General features: G+C 66.8%; 20 protein-coding genes. 2 read left to right on the forward strand and 18 right to left on the reverse strand.

Features of this window, described 5'->3' with window-relative positions; translation table 11 throughout:
* Nucleotides 1-212: 212 nt before the first annotated feature.
* Nucleotides 213-1,103 (forward strand): S-formylglutathione hydrolase, encoded by an 891-nt coding sequence (gene fghA / locus H7X47_RS22200; protein WP_193370962.1) that lies wholly within the window; start codon nt 213-215, stop codon nt 1,101-1,103.
* 3 nt (nt 1,104-1,106) lie between these two features.
* On the opposite strand, the gene H7X47_RS22205 is transcribed toward fghA, so the two are convergent.
* The 9 genes from H7X47_RS22205 to H7X47_RS22245 all read right to left on the reverse strand — a co-directional run bounded on the left by H7X47_RS22205 (nt 1,107) and on the right by H7X47_RS22245 (nt 9,274).
* A complete protein-coding gene (locus H7X47_RS22205) occupies nt 1,107-1,913 on the reverse strand; it encodes an ABC transporter permease (RefSeq protein ID WP_193370963.1) in 807 nt (268 codons plus the stop codon).
* The gene (locus tag H7X47_RS22210) at nt 1,910-2,704 is read right to left on the reverse strand and encodes an ATP-binding cassette domain-containing protein (protein ID WP_193370964.1); all 795 of its coding nucleotides are present in this window, start codon (nt 2,702-2,704) and stop codon (nt 1,910-1,912) included. The genes H7X47_RS22205 and H7X47_RS22210 overlap by 4 nt, the downstream gene beginning before the upstream one ends.
* A gap of 67 nt (nt 2,705-2,771) precedes the next feature.
* Complete coding sequence (locus tag H7X47_RS22215; protein ID WP_193370965.1) at nt 2,772-3,290, reverse strand: DUF3280 domain-containing protein; 519 nt, start codon at nt 3,288-3,290, stop codon at nt 2,772-2,774.
* A complete protein-coding gene (locus H7X47_RS22220; RefSeq protein WP_193370966.1) occupies nt 3,287-4,141 on the reverse strand; it encodes a quinoprotein dehydrogenase-associated SoxYZ-like carrier in 855 nt (284 codons plus the stop codon). The genes H7X47_RS22215 and H7X47_RS22220 overlap by 4 nt, the downstream gene beginning before the upstream one ends.
* Nucleotides 4,138-5,085 (reverse strand): quinoprotein relay system zinc metallohydrolase 2, encoded by a 948-nt coding sequence (locus H7X47_RS22225; RefSeq protein WP_193370967.1) that lies wholly within the window; start codon nt 5,083-5,085, stop codon nt 4,138-4,140. The genes H7X47_RS22220 and H7X47_RS22225 overlap by 4 nt, the downstream gene beginning before the upstream one ends.
* A gap of 38 nt (nt 5,086-5,123) precedes the next feature.
* On the reverse strand, nt 5,124-5,321 hold the full coding sequence (locus H7X47_RS22230; protein WP_193370968.1) for a hypothetical protein: 198 nt from the start codon (nt 5,319-5,321) through the stop codon (nt 5,124-5,126).
* A gap of 175 nt (nt 5,322-5,496) precedes the next feature.
* Nucleotides 5,497-6,843, reverse strand: a complete 1,347-nt coding sequence (locus tag H7X47_RS22235; RefSeq protein ID WP_193370969.1) for a quinoprotein dehydrogenase-associated putative ABC transporter substrate-binding protein — start codon at nt 6,841-6,843, stop codon at nt 5,497-5,499.
* Nucleotides 6,840-7,325, reverse strand: coding sequence for a c-type cytochrome, methanol metabolism-related (locus tag H7X47_RS22240; protein ID WP_193370970.1), 486 nt, complete (start codon nt 7,323-7,325; stop codon nt 6,840-6,842). The genes H7X47_RS22235 and H7X47_RS22240 overlap by 4 nt, the downstream gene beginning before the upstream one ends.
* A 158-nt stretch (nt 7,326-7,483) precedes the next feature.
* A complete protein-coding gene (locus H7X47_RS22245) occupies nt 7,484-9,274 on the reverse strand; it encodes a methanol/ethanol family PQQ-dependent dehydrogenase (RefSeq protein ID WP_193370971.1) in 1,791 nt (596 codons plus the stop codon).
* Between H7X47_RS22245 and H7X47_RS22250 the strand changes: the two genes are divergently transcribed.
* Nucleotides 9,204-9,356 (forward strand): hypothetical protein, encoded by a 153-nt coding sequence (locus H7X47_RS22250; protein WP_193371162.1) that lies wholly within the window; start codon nt 9,204-9,206, stop codon nt 9,354-9,356. The two genes, H7X47_RS22245 and H7X47_RS22250, sit on opposite strands and share 71 nt — an antisense overlap.
* Before the next feature lie 166 nt (nt 9,357-9,522).
* On the opposite strand, the gene H7X47_RS22255 is transcribed toward H7X47_RS22250, so the two are convergent.
* The 9 genes from H7X47_RS22255 to H7X47_RS22295 all read right to left on the reverse strand — a co-directional run bounded on the left by H7X47_RS22255 (nt 9,523) and on the right by H7X47_RS22295 (nt 17,646).
* Nucleotides 9,523-10,290, reverse strand: a complete 768-nt coding sequence (locus H7X47_RS22255; protein ID WP_227010716.1) for an ABC transporter ATP-binding protein — start codon at nt 10,288-10,290, stop codon at nt 9,523-9,525.
* Entirely contained in the window at nt 10,238-11,032 is a 795-nt protein-coding gene (locus H7X47_RS22260; RefSeq protein WP_193370973.1) for an ABC transporter permease, read from the reverse strand. Before H7X47_RS22260 ends, H7X47_RS22255 begins: the two co-directional genes overlap by 53 nt.
* A 22-nt stretch (nt 11,033-11,054) precedes the next feature.
* Nucleotides 11,055-12,032 carry an ABC transporter substrate-binding protein gene (locus tag H7X47_RS22265; protein WP_227010717.1) on the reverse strand — a complete coding sequence of 326 codons (978 nt, stop codon included), beginning with the start codon at nt 12,030-12,032 and terminating at the stop codon, nt 11,055-11,057.
* A 194-nt stretch (nt 12,033-12,226) separates the two neighbouring features.
* Nucleotides 12,227-12,661, reverse strand: coding sequence for a GlcG/HbpS family heme-binding protein (locus H7X47_RS22270; RefSeq protein WP_193370975.1), 435 nt, complete (start codon nt 12,659-12,661; stop codon nt 12,227-12,229).
* 21 nt (nt 12,662-12,682) lie between these two features.
* Nucleotides 12,683-13,909 (reverse strand): CaiB/BaiF CoA transferase family protein, encoded by a 1,227-nt coding sequence (locus H7X47_RS22275; protein ID WP_193370976.1) that lies wholly within the window; start codon nt 13,907-13,909, stop codon nt 12,683-12,685.
* A 1-nt stretch (nt 13,910) separates the two neighbouring features.
* Nucleotides 13,911-14,690 carry an enoyl-CoA hydratase gene (locus H7X47_RS22280; RefSeq protein WP_193370977.1) on the reverse strand — a complete coding sequence of 260 codons (780 nt, stop codon included), beginning with the start codon at nt 14,688-14,690 and terminating at the stop codon, nt 13,911-13,913.
* A gap of 9 nt (nt 14,691-14,699) precedes the next feature.
* Nucleotides 14,700-15,980, reverse strand: coding sequence for a TRAP transporter large permease (locus H7X47_RS22285; RefSeq protein WP_193370978.1), 1,281 nt, complete (start codon nt 15,978-15,980; stop codon nt 14,700-14,702).
* Between the two features lie 2 nt (nt 15,981-15,982).
* Complete coding sequence (locus H7X47_RS22290) at nt 15,983-16,525, reverse strand: TRAP transporter small permease (protein WP_193370979.1); 543 nt, start codon at nt 16,523-16,525, stop codon at nt 15,983-15,985.
* Nucleotides 16,526-16,662: 137 nt separating this feature from the next.
* On the reverse strand, nt 16,663-17,646 hold the full coding sequence (locus H7X47_RS22295) for a TRAP transporter substrate-binding protein (RefSeq protein ID WP_193370980.1): 984 nt from the start codon (nt 17,644-17,646) through the stop codon (nt 16,663-16,665).
* Nucleotides 17,647-17,668 lie beyond the last annotated feature (22 nt).

Raw genomic sequence — 17,668 nt, forward strand, 5'->3', positions numbered from 1 at the left:
ACCTGATCACCCACACCATGCCCCTCGACGAGATCAACAAGGGCTTCGACCTCATGCACGAGGGCAAGTCCATCCGCTCCGTCGTCGTCTATTGAACCCCTAGTGGCCGGAACCGGCGAAGCGGCGGCGCAGTGGACCGCTCCTTCGCCGGACGGCAACCGGATAGCCATGAATTCATGGAGCGTTGCCCCCCCCCGCAACGGATGTAAAATATGCCAGAGGTCGTGAGTGCCGGTGAGCGGCATGGAATTTCGTCGTCGAGTCCTTTCGAAGAGGTCGAGAGCGCGTTGTGTTTCGGCGGAACGCAGCTGACGCTGGCCCATGACAGCAGCGTTACCGGCACCCGGATGCGTCTCAGCGTCTATCTGCCGCCGGCCGCCAAGTCCGGCCCGGTGCCGGTGGTCTATTACCTCTCCGGCCTGACCTGCACCGAGGAGAACTTCACCGTCAAGGCGGGCGCTCAGCGCATGGCCGCGGAAACCGGCCTCATGATCGTGGCGCCGGACACCTCACCGCGCGGCGACGGCGTCGCCAACGCGCCGGACTATGACCTGGGCCAGGGCGCGGGCTTCTACGTCGACTCGGTGATGGAGCCCTGGTCGAAGCACTTCAAGATGTACAGCTACGTCAGCGAGGAACTGCCGGCCCTGATCGCCGAGAACTTTCCGGTGAAGACGGAGGCGGTCGGCATCTTCGGCCACTCCATGGGCGGACACGGCGCTTTGACCCTGGCGCTGCGGCACCCGGAGCTCTTCAAGTCGGTCTCCGCCTTCGCGCCCATCGTCGCGCCCAGCCAAGTGCCTTGGGGCCGCAAGGCCTTCAGCGCCTACCTGGGTCCCGACGAGGCCAGCTGGCAGGAGCACGACGCCTGCCACCTGCTGCGCGAGCGCAGCTTTTCCTCGCAGATCCTGGTGGACCAGGGCGATGCCGACCCCTTTCTGGAGGAGCAGCTGCAGACCTGGCGTCTGGTTGCGGTGCTGAAGGAAACCGGGCAGTCGGCCAAGGTGCGCATGCAGCACGGCTACGACCATTCCTACTTCTTCATCGCCACCTTCATCGACGACCACCTGCGCCATCACGCCCGTATCCTCAAGGCGCTGTAGGGGCTACCCCCCGCCGCGGCCCGCCGCCGGTCCGCCGCGCGCCGGGGTGTAGCCGATGAGCGCCGCCGCGCCGAAGACCAGCAGGGTGCCGACCACCACCGCCAGGGCCGTGGCGTTGAATTGCAGGTAGAGGGTCGAGCGCACCAGCTCCACGATGTAGGTGAAGGGATTGAAGCGGCAGAGCTCGTAGAGCAGCAGGCTGCTTTCGCGCACCCGCCACAGCGGGTAGAGCGCCGATGACATGAAGAACATCGGGAAGATCAGGAAGTTCATGACCCCGGCGAAGTTCTCCAGCTGGCGGATGCGCGAGGAGAGGAACATGCCCAGCGCCGAGAGGGTGAGGCCCGTCAGCACCAGCACCGGCAGCAGCGGCAGCAGGCCGCTGGGCGGCAGCTCGGTGCCGCACAGCGCGGCGATGGCCAGGAAGGCGTAGACCTGGATGATCGACACCGCGGTGCCCGAGAGCATGCGCGCCACGAGCAGATAGCCGCGCGGCAGCGGCGTCGACAGCAGCACCCGCATGGAACCCATCTCGCGGTCGTAGACCATGGAGAGCGAGTTCTGCATGCCGTTGAAGAGCTGGATCAGCCCGATCAGCCCGGGCACCACGTAGACGTCGTAGGTGATGTAGGTCTCGTAGGGCGGGATGATGGAGAGCCCCAGGGTGGCGCGGAAGCCGGCGGCGAAGACCAGCAGCCAGACCAGGGGGCGCACCAGGGCGGCGAAGAAGCGCTCGCGCTGCTGCACGAAGCGCAGCAGCTCGCGCCACAGGATGGCCCGGAAAGCGCGGCCGGCGTGGGCGGCGTTCATGACGGCGCCTCTCCTTTCGCAGTCAGCCGCGTGAAGGCTTCGTCCAGGTCCGCGCCGCCGCTGTGGCGGATCACTTGCTCGACCGGGCCGCGGGCGACGATGCGGCCCTTGTTCAGCACCAGCAGGTCGTCCTCCGGCATCACCTCGTCGACCAGGTGCGTGGCCATGAGGATGGCGATCCCGTCCTCGCGCGCGATGCGGTGAATGTGCTCGACCAGCCAGCGGCGTGTCGAGATGTCGAGGCCGGTGCTCGGTTCGTCCAGCAGCAGCAGGGCGGGGCGGTCGAGCAGCGCGCGGGCGACCTCCACCCGGCGGCGCTGCCCACCGCTCAAAGTGCGCACCTTGGCCTTGGCTTTCTCGGTGAGGCCGATCTCCTCCAGCAGCGCCGCGATGCGCTGCTGCGCCGTGCCGCCGGGCAGGCCGCGCAGGGCGGCGAAGTAGCGCAGGTTCTGCTCGACGGAGAGGTCGAGGTCCAGCGTCTGCGCCTGGAACACGATGCCGAGCTGGGCCAGCGCCTTGCTGCGGGCGCGGCGAATGGCGTGGCTGGCGATCTCGATGGCGCCCTGGCGGCTGTCGAAGAGGCCGGTGATCAGCGAGAAGAGGGTGGTCTTGCCGGCGCCGTTGGGTCCCAGCAGGGCGGTGACGCGGCCGGAACTCAGCTCCAAAGAGACGTCGTCCAGGGCCTTGGTCTTGCCGTAGGCATAGGACAGTCCGGTCACCCGCAGCACGGGGACCGCCGGCTGGTCGGCGGCATCTCGGTTTGAGGCGTCTTGCGTCGGCGCCGCGTCCATCAGCCCACTCCCTTGTGGCGCCGCGGTTCTCGAAGGCATCAGAGGCCCGGCCGCGGTCGCATCCCCATCACTTTTTGGCGGATGTAAGTATCTGAGTTTTCAGAAGGTATTGCAATCCATGACGCCAAGATTCGTCGGTGTTGCCGCGAATGCTGACGCTCTTTTCCTCGAGCAGCCTGCCGCTCTCGGTATCGCGCACCGCCACGGTGATGTAGAGGATCAGGGTGGAGATCTTGTAGACGAAGCCGCTGATCGAGCGTTCCGCCCCCAGCTCTGCGGCCAGTTTGGTCTCGCAGCCGTTGCAGCTGTAGAGCGCCGGCATGGCGGCCAGGCGCTGGCGCAGCGGCGCGGTGTCGACTGTCAGCATGTCGTCGCGCTCGGCCACCGCCTCGCGCAGCAGGGCGCTGAGCTGTTCCAGACGCGCCGCCTCCGCCGGATCGCGCCCGCGCATCTCGCCTTCCAGGCTGGTGTCGTAGAGCTCCAGGTCGAAGACCGCCACCTTTGTCGGCGCGGCTTCTGCAAGGCCGGAGGCCGCCGGCCACAGCAGCAGCGCGGCGATGGCCGGGAGGAGGCGCCGGGGACTCAAGAGGACGGCTCGACCTGGATCGGCCAGGACTGCTCGAAGACCTTGTCCTCGGAATCGACCACCTTGGCGTGGAGCACCTCCGAGCCCTGGGGTTTCACGAAGAAGCGGAAGGTCGGGTTCTCACTGATCGAGATGTCGCCGTCGAAGCGCAGGATCTCCCGCTCGCCCAGGGTCAGTGTGATGGCGCGCACGTAGTGCGCCGGGATCCAGAGCTGCGAGACCTGGTCCTGCTGGAAACCGGAGTAGTTGGGGTGACTCACCTGGAATTGCGCCTCGGCGGTCTCGTTCAGGCGCCAGGCGCCGAGCTGGCGCAGCTTCATCTTGCCCATGCGCGCCATGGCCGCTTCCTGGTCGCTGGAGGCGGGCGCTGAGCAGCCGCCGGAGGCCTTCACATACTCGGCGGCCATGTAGAGCGTGCCGTCGTTGGTTTCGGCGATGGCGCGGATGTTGGTGTAGGCATTGACCCGCACCCGCGTGGAGATGCTGGCGATGCCGTTGGCCGGCGAGAAGTGGAAGGTGCCGACGATGGGCGCGGGGTTCTCGTCGACGACCAGGGTCAGGCTGCGGATGTAGCGCTCTTCGCTCTGCGGGATCTTGGCGGTGACGGTGATCGGCACGGTCGAGGCGTCGAGCGCGCGGTAGGGCGCCTCCAGCTCGATCACGCCGGCGGCCGGCTGGAAGGTCTGTTCGGCGCCGTACAGCTCGCTGCGGATGTCGTCCCAGGCGGAGTTTCCGGCCCGGGCGCTGCCGGCAGAGACCGTGAGCAGGGCGCCGAGCAGAAGAGCGCAGAGCGCCGCGGCCAGGCGGCGCGGCTCCGGGAGGCGTGAGGCTGTCGGCGCGAAATTCATCATTCCCACTCCAGTTCGGTATAGGCGCTGACGATGTTGCGCCCGTGGTTGTGCTCGAAGACCTGCCAGTGCTGCGGATTGCCGCTGCCGATCCGCGCCAGGGTTTCCGGAATGTCGAGGCCCTCGCGGATGGCCATACGCACTTCGTCGCGCAGGGTCTCCAGGTAGCGGCGCTCGCTGGCCAGGGCGGCGCGGCCGTCGCTGACCGGGCCGTGGCCCGGGATGACCCGCACGACTTCCTCCGGCAGCAGTTCGTCCAGCACCTTGAGCCAGCCGAGGATGCTGCCGTCCAGGGTCGGCAGGCGTTCGGCGAAGATCAGGTCGCCGCTCCACAGCGTGCCGGTCTTCACGTCGAAGACTGTCAGGTCGGTGTTGGTGTGTGCCGTCGGCCAGGCGGTGATGCGCAGCGGGCGGTTGCCGAGGTCGACCTCCAACTTGTCGTCCACCGTCTCGCCCGGCGGCACCACCACGGTGCCGGCGAAGTCGGGGCAGATGCCGGCCAGCATCTCGCTGTAGAAGGGGCCTCGTTCGGCCAGGGCCCGCGGCAGGTTGCGGTGGCCGATGGAGCGCAGTTCCAGATCGGCGAAGGCGCTGAGGCCGAAGCTGTGGTCGAAATGTACGTGGGTCGTGAAGAGGTGGCTGATCGGCTTGTCGGTTACGGCGGCCACGGCCTCGCGCAGGGCCAGGCCCTGGGCGCGGGTGGTGCCGCTGTCGATGACGGCGACGCTGTCCTCGCCGACGATGAAGCCGATGTTGGCGATGGCGCCGCAGTTGGTGGCGGTGACCTCTTCGTGTACCCCGAAGCGGACGAAGATGCCCTCGGCCACTTCGGTGAAGGGAAGCGCCGCCGGGGCGGCGGCGCCGCCAGGCACGGCCGGCAGCAGCAGGCCGGTCAGGGTTCCCAGGGCCAGGGCCGCTGTGGCGCGCAGGATCGTGCGCCGTTTCAACCCCGGACGCTGTCGCGCCCCGGGGTTCTGCTCAGTGCCTAAATGGCCGAGCCCATCGGCGCACAGATAAAGCGCCGGATTCTCCAATCCGGCTCGTGCGAGGCCCATTCGACCGCGTTTAGCTGAGCCATGACGGAACATTGGTGCAGCGTCTCGTAGTGATACAGCGGTACTTCGAACGTCTTGCAGTCGGCGGGGCTGGTGATCAGACAGGCGACGATCAGAACTTCGTACATGCAATCTCCACCTTACTCTGGGGCGCTTGCCGCTCCTTGGTGGAAACGGATTTTGCGCCGTGGGTCGAATCCATGACGCAATATCCTAATCAGAAGGCCTAAAAATTTATTAAAAGGCCACAAGGAGTAGCGTCACTGCCGCACTCCTCCCACTAAATCGTCGCTCGAGGCGCTTCTATGGGCGCCATGGTGTCACCAAATTTCCCTCCAATCCAGCGTTTCGCCACGCGGTCGCCCCGCCGGGAAACCAGACGATATTCCTAAATCCGTAGCTAAGTGCCCGTTTTGCCGCGTTCCATGACATCCAGCAGTCCGGCTCGCAAAAAAGGACGATGGGCCGATTCCTGTCGCCCGCCAGGCGTTCCAACTCCGCTTTGAAGGCCGCTTCCTCGGATTCGTCGAGCCGGCCGAAACCCATGTTGGCGAGCCAGACCGCCCCCTTGATGGTGTCGCGTTCCGGATCGCGCCAGATCGCATCGGCGGGCCGCTTCTCCGGCTTGCGCTGGGTCGGCATGACGTCGACCAGCAGCGCGTCCTCCTTGGCCAGCAGCGCCTGCAGGCCGGCGACGTCGACGGTGCGCGCGCCTTTCAGGGCCGCCGGCACCGGCGCGCGGTAGTCGCTCATGCGGTAGCCTTCCGGCTCCGGCGCGAAGCTCTGGGCAGGGTCGAGGCCGGCTTTCTGCAGCAAGTGGCCCTGCTCGTCGAGCAGCGGCACGCCGTAGCTGGTGAGGATGGCCTCGATCTCCGCCTTGTGCTTTTCCAGGATCCTGTTCAGCAGATGCTTCCAGTCCGGCTCGTTGTAGCGGATGCCCATGGACACGCGGAAGTCGAGGCGCTCGTGGCTGGCATCGGGCGCTAACGGCGTGATCTTCAGGTCCGGCGCCAGTTCCTTCACCCAGTAGCCGGCCAGCGGCCCCCAGGCGAGGGCGGCGTCGATCTCTCCCTTGGCCACGTCCTCGACCATGGCCCGTGCCGGTTTCTCCAGCCGGGTGTCGACGATCAGGCGATAGGGCTTGGCCCGGGTCAAGAGGCCGTAGCGCGCGACCAGCGTCGCCACCGGCGTGCGCGGCTGGATGCCGAGGCGCGCGGTTGCGAAGGCCGGGTCGTCCAGGTGCCCGCCGTCCTTCAGTTCCATGTCGGCGCGGTGCACGATGACGTAGCTGGAGCGGTAGTAGGGGTTGGTGTTCTGCATCAGCTCGTTGGTGGTGGCGACCCCGATGATGAGGTCGCAGCGCTTGGCCGCCAGGGTCATGCGCACGAAGCCGATGGTCTGTGGGAACCAGGTGTATTCCAGGGGGACGTCGAGTTCGCGGGCGATCATTTCCGCGATCTTGTTCTCGAAGCCCTCGCCCTGGTCGTTTGAGTAGGGCAGGTTGCCGGGGTCGGCGCAGACCCGCAGCTTGCTGAGGTCGACAACCTCGCCGGTCGCCGCGGCGGCCCGTTCGGCGGCCCCCGCCGTCACCGCGAGGGCGAGGCAGAGGCCGCAGAAACGAGTAAACCGCGAGCGCAGCGCAGCGGTCATTGGCTGGCTTTCCACTCCTGGAAGACCGGATCGTCGTCGGCGGGCAGGCGCTTGGGACGGCCGCGCCCGACCTCGTCGTTGGCGCGGGCCTTCAGGTAGGCATAGATGTGATCGATGTAGAGCATCACGTCCTCGGCCTCGGCGAAGGCCGGCATCACCGACTCCTTGCCGGCGGAAAGGTTCTCGCGGCCGTTGACCACCACCTCCAGGAACTCGTCGTAGGTCATGGCGTTCAGCGAATCCTTCAAGGCCGGCGCGTAGCTGCTGCCCATGGCGTCGGGGCCATGGCAGACGTGGCAGAAGGAATGATAGCGGCGGAAACCGTTGTAGGTGCCGTAGTCGACCTTGCCGTCTTTGATGATGTAGGGCTGCTTTTCCCAATCGACCTCGCCGCTCTGCGCGGCGGCGGGGCCGTTAGACAGAATGGCGATGGCCATCATGGCGCCGCTCGCCAGCGACAGCGTCGTCTTCCATAAACGCATTAAGTTTCGTCTCCCAGGGTAGGTGGTTGACCGGCGCGACTTGCGCCGGGGCGGGGCGGGCTTCTTTGTGACCCTGTCCCCCAGAAGGATGCGGGCCGATGGAGATCATCGGCCCGCAAGAGGTGTTCTAAGCTTCAGGACTTTTCACAGGGAGGCCTTCAGTTCGGGAGAGCGAACACCGTCAACTGTCCACCGAGGTTGGTGTAGCTCGACAGGGACTTGTAGGCCCCCACCGCGCCGAGACCGGCGGTATCCTCGGTCAGGCCCGCGGCGAGACCGATACCGGCCCAGCCACCAATGCCCGACAGCACGGCCACGTACTGCTTGCCGCCGTGCGAGAAGGTGTTGACGTTGCCGATGATGCCCGAGGGGGTCTTGAAGCTGAACAGCTCCTTGCCGTTCGCCGGGTCGACCGCCTTCAGATAGCCCTCGAGAGTGCCGTAGAAGACCACGTCACCAGCCGTCGCCAGAGCGCCGGACCACACGGAGAAGGGCTCCGGGTTCGACCACACGATCTCACCCTTGGTGGCGTCCCAGGCAATGAAGTTGCCCAGGTGGTCGCCGCCGGGGGCCGGATACATGGACAGGGTCGCGCCGACATAGGGCTGGCCCGCGGTGTAGGAGACCTGGAAGGGCTCGTAGTCCATGCAGACGTGGTTGGTCGGGACGTAGAACAGGCCGGACTTCGGCGAGAAGGCCGCCGGCTGCTGGTCCTTGGAGCCGAGCGCCGCCGGGCAGATGCCCTCGGAGTTCACGTCGGCGCCGTTCTGGTGCGTCGAGTACTCAGACACCACCTGCGGACGGCCGGTCGCCATGTCGACGTGGGTCGCCCAGTTCACGGCCGGATCGTACTTCTCGGCAACCAGCAGCTCGCCGGTCACACGGTCGAGGGTGTAGCCGAAGCCGTTGCGGTCGAAGTGGACCAGGGTCTTGCGTTCCGTGCCGCCGATGTTCAGATCGGCCAGGATCATCTCGTTGACGCCGTCATAGTCCCACTCGTCATGCGGGGTCATCTGATAGACCCACTTGGCCATGCCGGTGTCGAGATCACGGGCGAAGATGGTCATGGACCAGCGGTTGTCGCCGGGGCGCTGCACCGGGTTCCAGGTGCCGGGGTTGCCGGAACCGTAGTAGACCAGGTTCAGCTCAGGATCATAGGACATCCAGCCCCAGGTGGCGCCGCCACCCAGCTTCCACTGATCACCTTCCCAGGTGTTCATGCCGGAGTCCTTGCCGACCGGCTTGCCCAGGTGGGTGGTCTTCTGCGGGTCGACGAGGATGTTCTCGTCCGGGCCCACGGAATAGCCGCGCCACGCAACGGAGCCGTCGCTCATGTTGTAGGCGGTGACGTGGCCCTGGATGCCGAACTCGCCGCCGGAGATGCCGATCAGCACCTTGTCGCCCGCCACCAGCGGCGCGGAGGTGCCGGTCTCGCCCTTGCCGGGGTCGCCGTTCTTCACCGACCACTTCACCGCGCCGGTCGCCGCGTCGAGCGCGACCAGGGTGGTGTCGGCCTGGTGCAGGAAGATCGTGCCGTTGCCGTAGGCGACGCCGCGGTTGACGGTGTCGCAGCACATCACCGGGATAACGTTCGGATCCTGGCGCGGCTCATACTTCCAGATGATGCGGCCCTTGTCGTTCAGGTCCAAGGCGAAGACCTTGTTGGGGAACGGCGTGTGGACGTACATGACGTCGCCGACGACCAGGGGACCACCTTCGTGGCCGCGCAGAACGCCGGTAGAGAAAGTCCAGGCGACCTGCAGGTCGCCCACGTTGCCTTTGTTGATCTGGTCGAGCTCGCTGTAGCGCGTGCTGGAATAGTCGCCGAGCGGCATCACCCAGTCGCTGGCGTTCTCCTGCATTTTTAGGAGCCCTTCGTTGGCGAGCGCAGCCGATGAAGCGGTCAGCGCGACCGCAGACAAGGCCGCCAAGAGTTTAAACCTTTGCATTTCCCGTCCCCTGATGTGTGTTGTTGGCACGCAGTTGCTCAAGAAAGCCGTGCGCGGTTTCGAGGCGAAAACCGAGCAGTAAAAGCAAGGCGCTGGTTAGCGTGGAAAGTCTGCGAAGACGCCCGCTTCTTGTCGATAGAACCATAGTATTAAGCGGTTTAGCGGGCTTTGCCTGCACCTCCTTGTTACTGCGCCGCAAAATGCCCGCAGGGGGGAGTCAGACCCGCTGAATGAGGGGTAAATAGTCCTCAGGCGAGGACCGTTTCCGGGTGCGCGCGGGTCAGCTCGTCCAGGAAGCGGCGCAGCTCTTCGCCCTGCCGCGCGGCGCGGGCCAGTGGCACGGGGACGTCGCCGACGATGCGGGCGGGATGACCGTTCATCAGCAACAGCCGGTCGGCCAGGCGCGCGGCCTCGCGCACGTTGTGGGTGACCATCAGGACGGTGGTGGCCTGCGTCCGCCACAGTTCCAGCAACAGGGCACGCAGACGATCCGCGGTGTGCTCGTCCAGGGAGACGAAGGGCTCGTCCAGCAGCAGGATATCCGGCATCACGGCAAAGGCGCGGGCCAGGGCCACGCGCCGCGCCAGGCCGAGGGAAAGCTCCTCGGGATAGCGCCCGCGCAGGTCCTGCAGACCCAGGGTGGCGAAGAGTCCGTCGAGATCCACGGTGCGCCCGGCCGCCGGCGGCAGGGCGAGGCGCACGTTCTGCTCCACCGTGCGCCAGGGCAGCAGGCGCGGCTCCTGGAACACCGCGGCCAGGCGCGGCGGCGGGGAGGGCAGCTCGATCTCGCCGGCGAAATCCTGGTCCAGACCGAGGATGAGGCGCAGCGTCGTCGTCTTGCCGCAGCCCGAGGGGCCGATCAGGCAGGTAAAAGTCTCCGGCCGCAGCTCAAAGCTGAAGTCGCGCAGCACCTCCGCCGCCGTGCCCTCGGCGGAGCGGAAGGTCTTACTGTCGATCCTGACCTTAAGCCGCCCGGGACGCTGCCCGGGGCCGCCAGCGATTGAGATGTGTTTCAAGAGGTTGAACCGCGAGGAATTCGATGAGCAGCATGACGCAGACGAAGGCCAGGGCATAGCCGAGGATCGCCGCCACGTCGAAGAGCTGGAAGTAGAGGTGGATCTGGAAGCCGACGCCGTTGGAGCGGCCCAGCAGTTCCACCACCAGCACGATCTTCCAGATCAGCGCCAGCCCGGAGCGTCCGGCCGCGGCAATGAAGGGCAGCAGCTGCGGCAGCACCACATGGCGCAGCATGCGCCCGCGCGAGAAGCGGAAGACCCGGGCCATTTCCGTCAGCTTGGGATCCAGAGCGCGGGCGCCTTCGCGCAGGGTCACCACAACGTTGGGGATCTTGTTGATCGCCACCGCGGTGACGGCGGCGGCCTCGGTCAGGCCGATCCAGATGTAGCAGAGCACGATGACCACCAGCGCCGGGAGGTTCAGCAGCAGGATGACCCAGGGGTCGAGCAGGCGGTCGGCGTTGCGGCTCTGGCCCATCACCACGCCGATGGCGGTGCCGATGAACATGGCGATGAGGAAGGCGGCCGCGACCCGCGCCAGGGTGACGGTCAGGTGGTAGAACAGCTCGCCGCTGGCGGCCTCCTTGACGAGGAAGCCGAAGACTTGCACCGGCCCCGGCACCTCGGGCGAGGCGGCCAGCGCCGCCGCGCCCGCCCAGAGGGCGAGGAAGGCGAGAATGGAGAGCAGCCGCAGGGGCGCGCGGGAATCGCGTGGCCTGCCGATATCGCTCTGCCTGTCCATGGGCGCCCGTTCCGCCGGGCGCTTAGGACCCGTTCACCAGCACCGGCCAGAAGGTGCCCGGCGCCATGGTCTTGGACTCACCCACCAGCTTATCGCCGCCCAACTCGGCGAGGAAGCTGTAGACCTCCGCGGTGTCGGCCATCTCCTCGCTCAAGGGGCGCGAGGGGATGCCCTCGCGAAAGCGGTCGCGCAGTGCGATCAGGGTGGCGTCGTCCTTGGCCTTGGTCATCTCGCGCAGGGTCTCCCACTCGGCATCGGAGCTGCGCAGCAGCTCCTTGGCGTCGCGCGAGGCCTGCACGAAGCCGCGTACGGCGGCGGTTTTCTGCGCCGCCCAGCCTTCGTCAAAGACATAGCCGATGGCCGAGATCGGCCCCTTGGCGCCCAGCGCCATGGCGGCTTCGTTGGCGCCGATGACGCGGCGGAAGCCCTTGGCCTCCAGGCGTGCGCTGTAGTGCCAGTAGTTCAGCACCGCGTCGACCTCGCCCTGCTCGGCCTTCTTCGCCAGCAGCGGCGGTGCGCCGAAGACGGGCTCGCTCTCCTCTGCCGGGTCGAAGCCGTGGCGGCGCTGCGTCAGGCCGCGCAGCAGCAGCCAGCTCTTGTCCAGCGGTCCGCCGGCGACGGCGATTTTCTTGCCTTTCAGGTCGGCGAGGGAGTGGATGTCGGAGTCCGCCGGGACCATGAGCGCGCCAACGGAGGAGGAGAAGGGCACGAAGGTGTAAGGCTTGCCTTCGGCGCGCTGACGCGACACCCAGAGCCAGTCGGAGACGATGATGTCGACCTCGCCGGCCTGCAGCGCCACCTTGGCGGCCTGGCCGCTGGCCAGGGGCAGCACCTCCAGCTCGATACCGTTCTTGCTGTCCAGGCCGTGACGCTTGATGGTGGTCAATTCCCAGTTCACCGTGCCGAACTTCAGGACACCGACACGCACCGTCTCCCCGGCCAGCGCGGGCAGGCTGACGAGCGTCACCAGGGCGACGGCCAGCGCGATGGCTTTGCACATTATTCGCATTCTTTCCTCCCGCCTTTCCAAGGTGTTGTTGGGCCACCTTAGACTTGTTCTATTTGCAGCCAGGGTAGCAATCAGCCCGGCAAGCTGAATATAGGTCCAAAGGCTTATTGCCGGCATCAGCGGCTTTGGTCGTAGGTCGGGGGAGGAAACAGGGAAGCGGCCGGCGCCGTAGCTCCGCGCCGGGCTCAGCCGGGATCGGCCGTAAATCCCGCCGCTTCGATGCCGGCGACGGCGCAGGCCTCGTCGTTGTCGGAGGTGTCGCCGGTGACGCCCACGGCGCCGACGATGACGCCAGCCGGGTCGCGCACCAGCACGCCGCCGGGCACCGGCACCAGGGAGCCGTCGCAAAGCGCGTTGACGGACTGGATGAAGAAGGGCTGTTCCTGCGCCCGCTTGAAGAGAGCACGGGAGCCGAGGCCCATGGCGACGGCGCCGCGCGCCTTGCCCTGGGCCATCTCCGGGCGCAGCGTCGAGGTGCCGTCCTGGCGGGCCAGCGCCTTCAGGTGGCCGCCGGCGTCCAGCACCGCGACGGTCAGCGGCTTCAGCTTCATCTCGGCCGCCTTCCGCAAGGTGATCTCGATGATGGCGTTGGCCTGGGCGAGGCTGATCGGCTCGGGCATGGCTTGCTTTCTGCGTTGGGGCTAGAGGGGCGAGGGCGCCGGCGTGTCGATGGCCGCGCCTTCCTGGACCAGGCGGTCGATGTCGGCCTTGGAATAGCCGAGCTCGGCGAGGATCTCGCGGCTGTGCTGGCCGAGCAGCGGGGCCGGGCGTTCGACGCCGCCCGGCGTCTCCGAGAACTTCACCGGCAGGCCGATGCTCTTCACCGCGCCGGCGACCGGATGCTGGGTCTCGACAATCATCTCGCGGGCCAGCGCCTGGGGGTCCTGCTGCATCTCGCCGACGGAGAGCACCGGTCCGGCGGGGAAGCCGCCTTGCTCCAGCACCTGCAGCCAGTCGTCGGTGCTGCGCGTTTCGAAGACCTTGTTGAGCTCGGCCTCCAGGGCCTGGCGGTTGGCCATGCGCTTGTCGTTGGAGAGGAAGCGCGGGTCGTCACGCAGCTCGCGGTGGTCGAGGATCTCCAGCAGGCGCTCCCAGTTCTTCTGGTTGGCGGCGCCGATGTTGATCCAGCCGTCGGCGGTCCGGAAGGCCTGGTAGGGCGCGTTGAGGGGATGGGCCGAGCCCATGGCCCCCGGCGAGACGCCGGTGGCGAAGGCGATGGCCGACTGCCAGTAGGTATGGACGATGCCGGCCTCGAAGAGGGAGGTGTCGACCTTCTGGCCCTCGCCGGTCTGCAGCTTGCGCGCATAGGCGGCGGAGACCCCCATGGCGGCCAGGATGCCGGCGGTGATGTCGGTGACCGGCGCGCCGACCTTCACCGGCGGGCGGCCCGGGCCCTCACCGGTGATCGACATGAGCCCCGACATGCCCTGGGCGATGAGGTCGAAGCCGCCGCGCTCGGCGTAGGGGCCGGTCCGCCCGAAGCCGGAGATCTCGCAGTAGATGAGGCCGGGGTTGCGGGCTTTCAGCGTTTCGTAGCCGAGGCCAAGCTTTTCCATGGTGCCCTTGCGGTAGTTTTCGATCACCACGTCGGCGCGGTCGAGCAGGCGCAGCAGCGCCTCCTTCGCCTCGGGCTGCTTCAGGTCCAGGGCGATGCCGCGCTTGTTGCGGTTCATCATCATGAAGGCGGCGGGCTCGCCCTTGATGTCGGGCGGCAGCATGCGCCGGGTGTCGTCGCCGACCAGCTTCTCCACCTTGATGACCTCGGCGCCCATGTCGGCCAGCATCAGGCCGCAGACCGGCCCGGCCATGATGTGGGCCAGCTCGACGACGCGGCAGCCTTGCAGAGGGCCGGTTTTCTCCCCGGGCACCTCAGCGGCCCTTCCATTCGGGTTTGCGCTTGGCGAGGAAGGCTTCCAGGCCTTCGCGGAAGTCCGCGCTGGTGTAGCACAGGACGATGAGGTCCTCGTCCTCCACCTCGGCGGCGGCCGCGGTGAGGCGGCGCAGGGCTTCCTTGGTCGCCTTCAGGGTCAGCGGCGCCTGCCCGGCGAGCTGCGCGGCCAGTTCCGCCGCGCGCGCCTCGACCGCCGCCTTGTCGTCCAGCAGCTCGGTCACGAGGCCCGCCGCAAAGGCTTCCTCGGCGCCGACCAGGCGGCTGGTGAAGATGACCTCCCTGGCGCGCCCGGCGCCCATCAGCGCGGAGAGGCGGGCGAGGTTCATGGCCGAGAGGCAGTTGCCCAGGGTGCGGGCGATGGGAAAGCCGAACTTCAAGTCGCGCGCGGCGATGCGGATGTCGCAGGCCGCGGCGATGCCCGCGCCGCCGCCGGTGCAGGCTCCGGCGAGCGCCGCCACCGTGGGCAGCGGGCAGCGCTCCACCGCCGTCAGCACCCTGTCGATCTTCTGCTCGTACTGGATGGCGTCTTCCGGGGTCTTGAAATCGCGGAACTGGGCGATGTCGGTACCGGCGGCGAAGGCCTTGTCGCCGGCGCCCTGGAACACCAGGGCCTTGGCCTCGCCCTTGTCGGCGGCGCTCGCGCAGATCTCCGCCAGGCCCTCGTACATGGCGAAGGTCAGGGCGTTGCGCGCCTGCGGCCGGTTGAAGGTGACGAAGCCGACGCCGTCGCGCACCTCGTAGAGCAGTTCGTCGCTCATGAAATCATCCTACCTGTAGAAGTACTCGACCAGGAACATGGGGATGGCCGGCACGTAGGTGCAGATCATCAGCACCACCAATAGCACGGCGATGAACCAGATGTTGACCTTCGAGACCTCCCAGATGTTGGCCTTGGCGACGGCGCAGGCGGTGATCAGCACGCTGGCCACCGGCGGCGTCTGCTGGCCGATGGCGAGGTTGAGGGTCACCACCAGGCCGAAGTGCACCGGGTCGATGCCTGCCGCCGCGATCAGCGGGATGACGATGGGCACCACCAGGATGATCGCCGCGGCGGAGTGCAGGAAGAACCCGATGATCAGGAAGAAGACGTTGAGGATCAGCAGGATGACGTACTTGTTGTCGGTGAAGTCGAGGATCGCCGCGGCCAGGTCCTGCGGCACTTGGGCGCGGGTCAGGAAGCCGCCCATCAGGACGGAGGATGCGACCAGCAGCATGACCACCGCCGTCTGCATGCCGCCGTCCAGCATGGCGCGCTTCAGGTGGCGGATGTCGAGCTGCCGGTACCACAGCCCGACCAGCAGCGCGGCGATAACCGCCAGGCCCGCCGCCTCGGTCGCGGTAACGAAGCCGCCGAAGATGCCGCCCAGGATGATGACCGGCAGCGTGAAGGCGGGCAGGGCCTCGACGAAGGTGCGGCGCAGGCGCGCCATGTCGAAGGCTTCCTCGACCGGCAGGTCATAGCGCCGGGCGAAGGCATAGGCGACGCCCATCAGGCCGGCGGCCCCGATCAGCCCGGGCACCACGCCGGCGACGAAGAGCTGTTCCACCGAGGTGCCGGCGGAGACCGCGTAGAGGATCATCGGGATCGAGGGCGGAATGATGATTGCCAGCGAAGCCGAGGAGGAGGTGACGGCGGCGGAGAGCGGTCCGCCGTAGCCGCGCTTCTTCATCTGCGGGATGAGGATCGAGCCCAGCGCCGCCACGTCGGCGACCGCCGAGCCGGAGATCTCGGCGAAGAACAGCGACACGCCGATGTTGATCATGGCGAGGCCGCCGCGCACGAAACCGATGAGGGCGGAGACGAAGTTGATCAGCCTGTCGGTAATGCCGCCGGCGTTCATGATGGCCCCGGCCAGCACGAACATGGGGATGGCGATCAGCGAGAATTTGGTTGAGCCGTCGTACATGTCGAGCGCGACGGTGACCAGGCTGCCGGTGCCTTCGGTGGCGACGAGGCCGATGACTGCGGAGACGGCGAGGGCAACTGCGATCGGCACGTTGAGGCAGATCATCAGCACAAGGGCCGCGAAGATCACGAACATCAGCATGGTCAGCGCCCTCCCGCCTGCTTCAGTTCGTGTTCGACTTCCTCTTCGATCTCGGCGTGCTCCAGCGAGATGCCGGCGGCGGTCATGCGCCAGTAGTGCGGCAGGCTGATGAGCTCGCAGAGGATGAAGAGCGCGCCGCCGATGGGGATCACCGACTGGGTCAGCTGGATCGGCACCCAGGTGAGGGAGATGAGGTAGCTGCCTTCCAGCACGTTCAGCACCTCCATGCCCGCCCAGGTCATGATGGCGAAGAAGCCGATGACGGTGATCTCGGCCAGGGCCACGGCAACCATGCGCGCCGGCATGGGGATGGCCAGCAGCACGCTGTCGAAGCCGATGTGGTTGCGTTTCAGCGCGGCCAGCGCCGCGCCGTAGTAGGTCACCCAGGATAGTTGAATCGCGGCGACCTCGTCGTACCAGGACAGGGAGTCACCAACCAGACGGAAAGAGACAGCGATGATGACCACCACGGAAAGGGCGATCATCAGGATGATGGTGATCCATTCGAGGATCCACTCGAGGGATCGGCGGGCGGCCCTCAGCATCGGCGGGCAAACTCCTCAAGGCGCCACCCGTGATGCTATCTCAACGGGCGGGACAAATCACGCCGGCCGGGGCCGGCAGCGTACTTCAGGAAAGAAGAAGCCCGGGACCGTAAGGGCCCCGGGCTTGGATCAGGACCTCAGGAACCTTCGCCGAGCTTCAGCACGGTGTCGATCATCTCCTGCCCGCCGTCGATGGAGGAGGCGAACTCGGTGTAGATCGGCTTGGAAGCGGCGATGAAGGCGTCCTTGTCGGCGATGTTCACCTGGATGCCGCCGGCCTTCAGCTTGTCCAGCAGGTCGGTTTCAAGCTGCGCGGCCGTCTTGTAGACGAAGTCCTGCGTCGAGGTCGCGCACTTTGTCAGCTCGGCCTGGACATCGTCCGGCAGGGCCGAGAAGTGCTTGTCGGAGACCAGCAGGTAAGCCGGCGTGTAGACGTGGCCGGTGATCGAGAGGTACTTCTGCACCTCCTGGAACTTGGCCGACCAGATCTGCGCGTAGGGATTCTCCTGGCCGTCGATGACGCCGGTCTGCAGCGCAGTGAAGACCTCGGAGAAGGCCATCGGCGTCGGATTGGCGCCGTACAGCTTGAACATCTTCACCCGCCAGGCACCCTTGGGCGTGCGCAGCTTGATGCCGTCCAGGTCGGCCGGCTTGTTGATGGGCCGGGTGTTGTTGGTGATGTTGCGGAAGCCGTTCTCCCACACGCCGAGAATGCGGTAGCCCTTGGCCTTGACCGCGGGCTGCAGCTTGCTCTCCAGGATCGCGTCCTGAACCCGCTTCATATGCTCACGGCTCTTGATGATGTAGGGCATCTCGAAGATACCGAACTCGTCGGCCACCGAGGACATGACGGAAGAGGGCAGGGAAAAGGTCACCTGGCCGAGCTTCAGCTTCTGCAGCAACTCGCTGTCCTTGCCCAGCTGCGAGGAGCCGAAGACCTGCACCTCCGCTTTGTCGCCGAGGGCGGCATTGGAGCAGCGGGCAAACTCGTTGGCGCTGGCTTCGAACAGCGAGCCGGGCGCGCCGACGTGGCCGAACTTCAGGGTCAGGCCTGCCGCAGCGGCCGGGCCGGCGAGCAGCCCCGTTACGGCAACGGCACTTACAAGTCCAAGAATTCGCATAGTTTCCTCCCCAGGATTCTGT

This window comes from Pelagibius marinus (assembly GCF_014925385.1).
Lineage (GTDB): Bacteria > Pseudomonadota > Alphaproteobacteria > Kiloniellales > Kiloniellaceae > Pelagibius > Pelagibius marinus.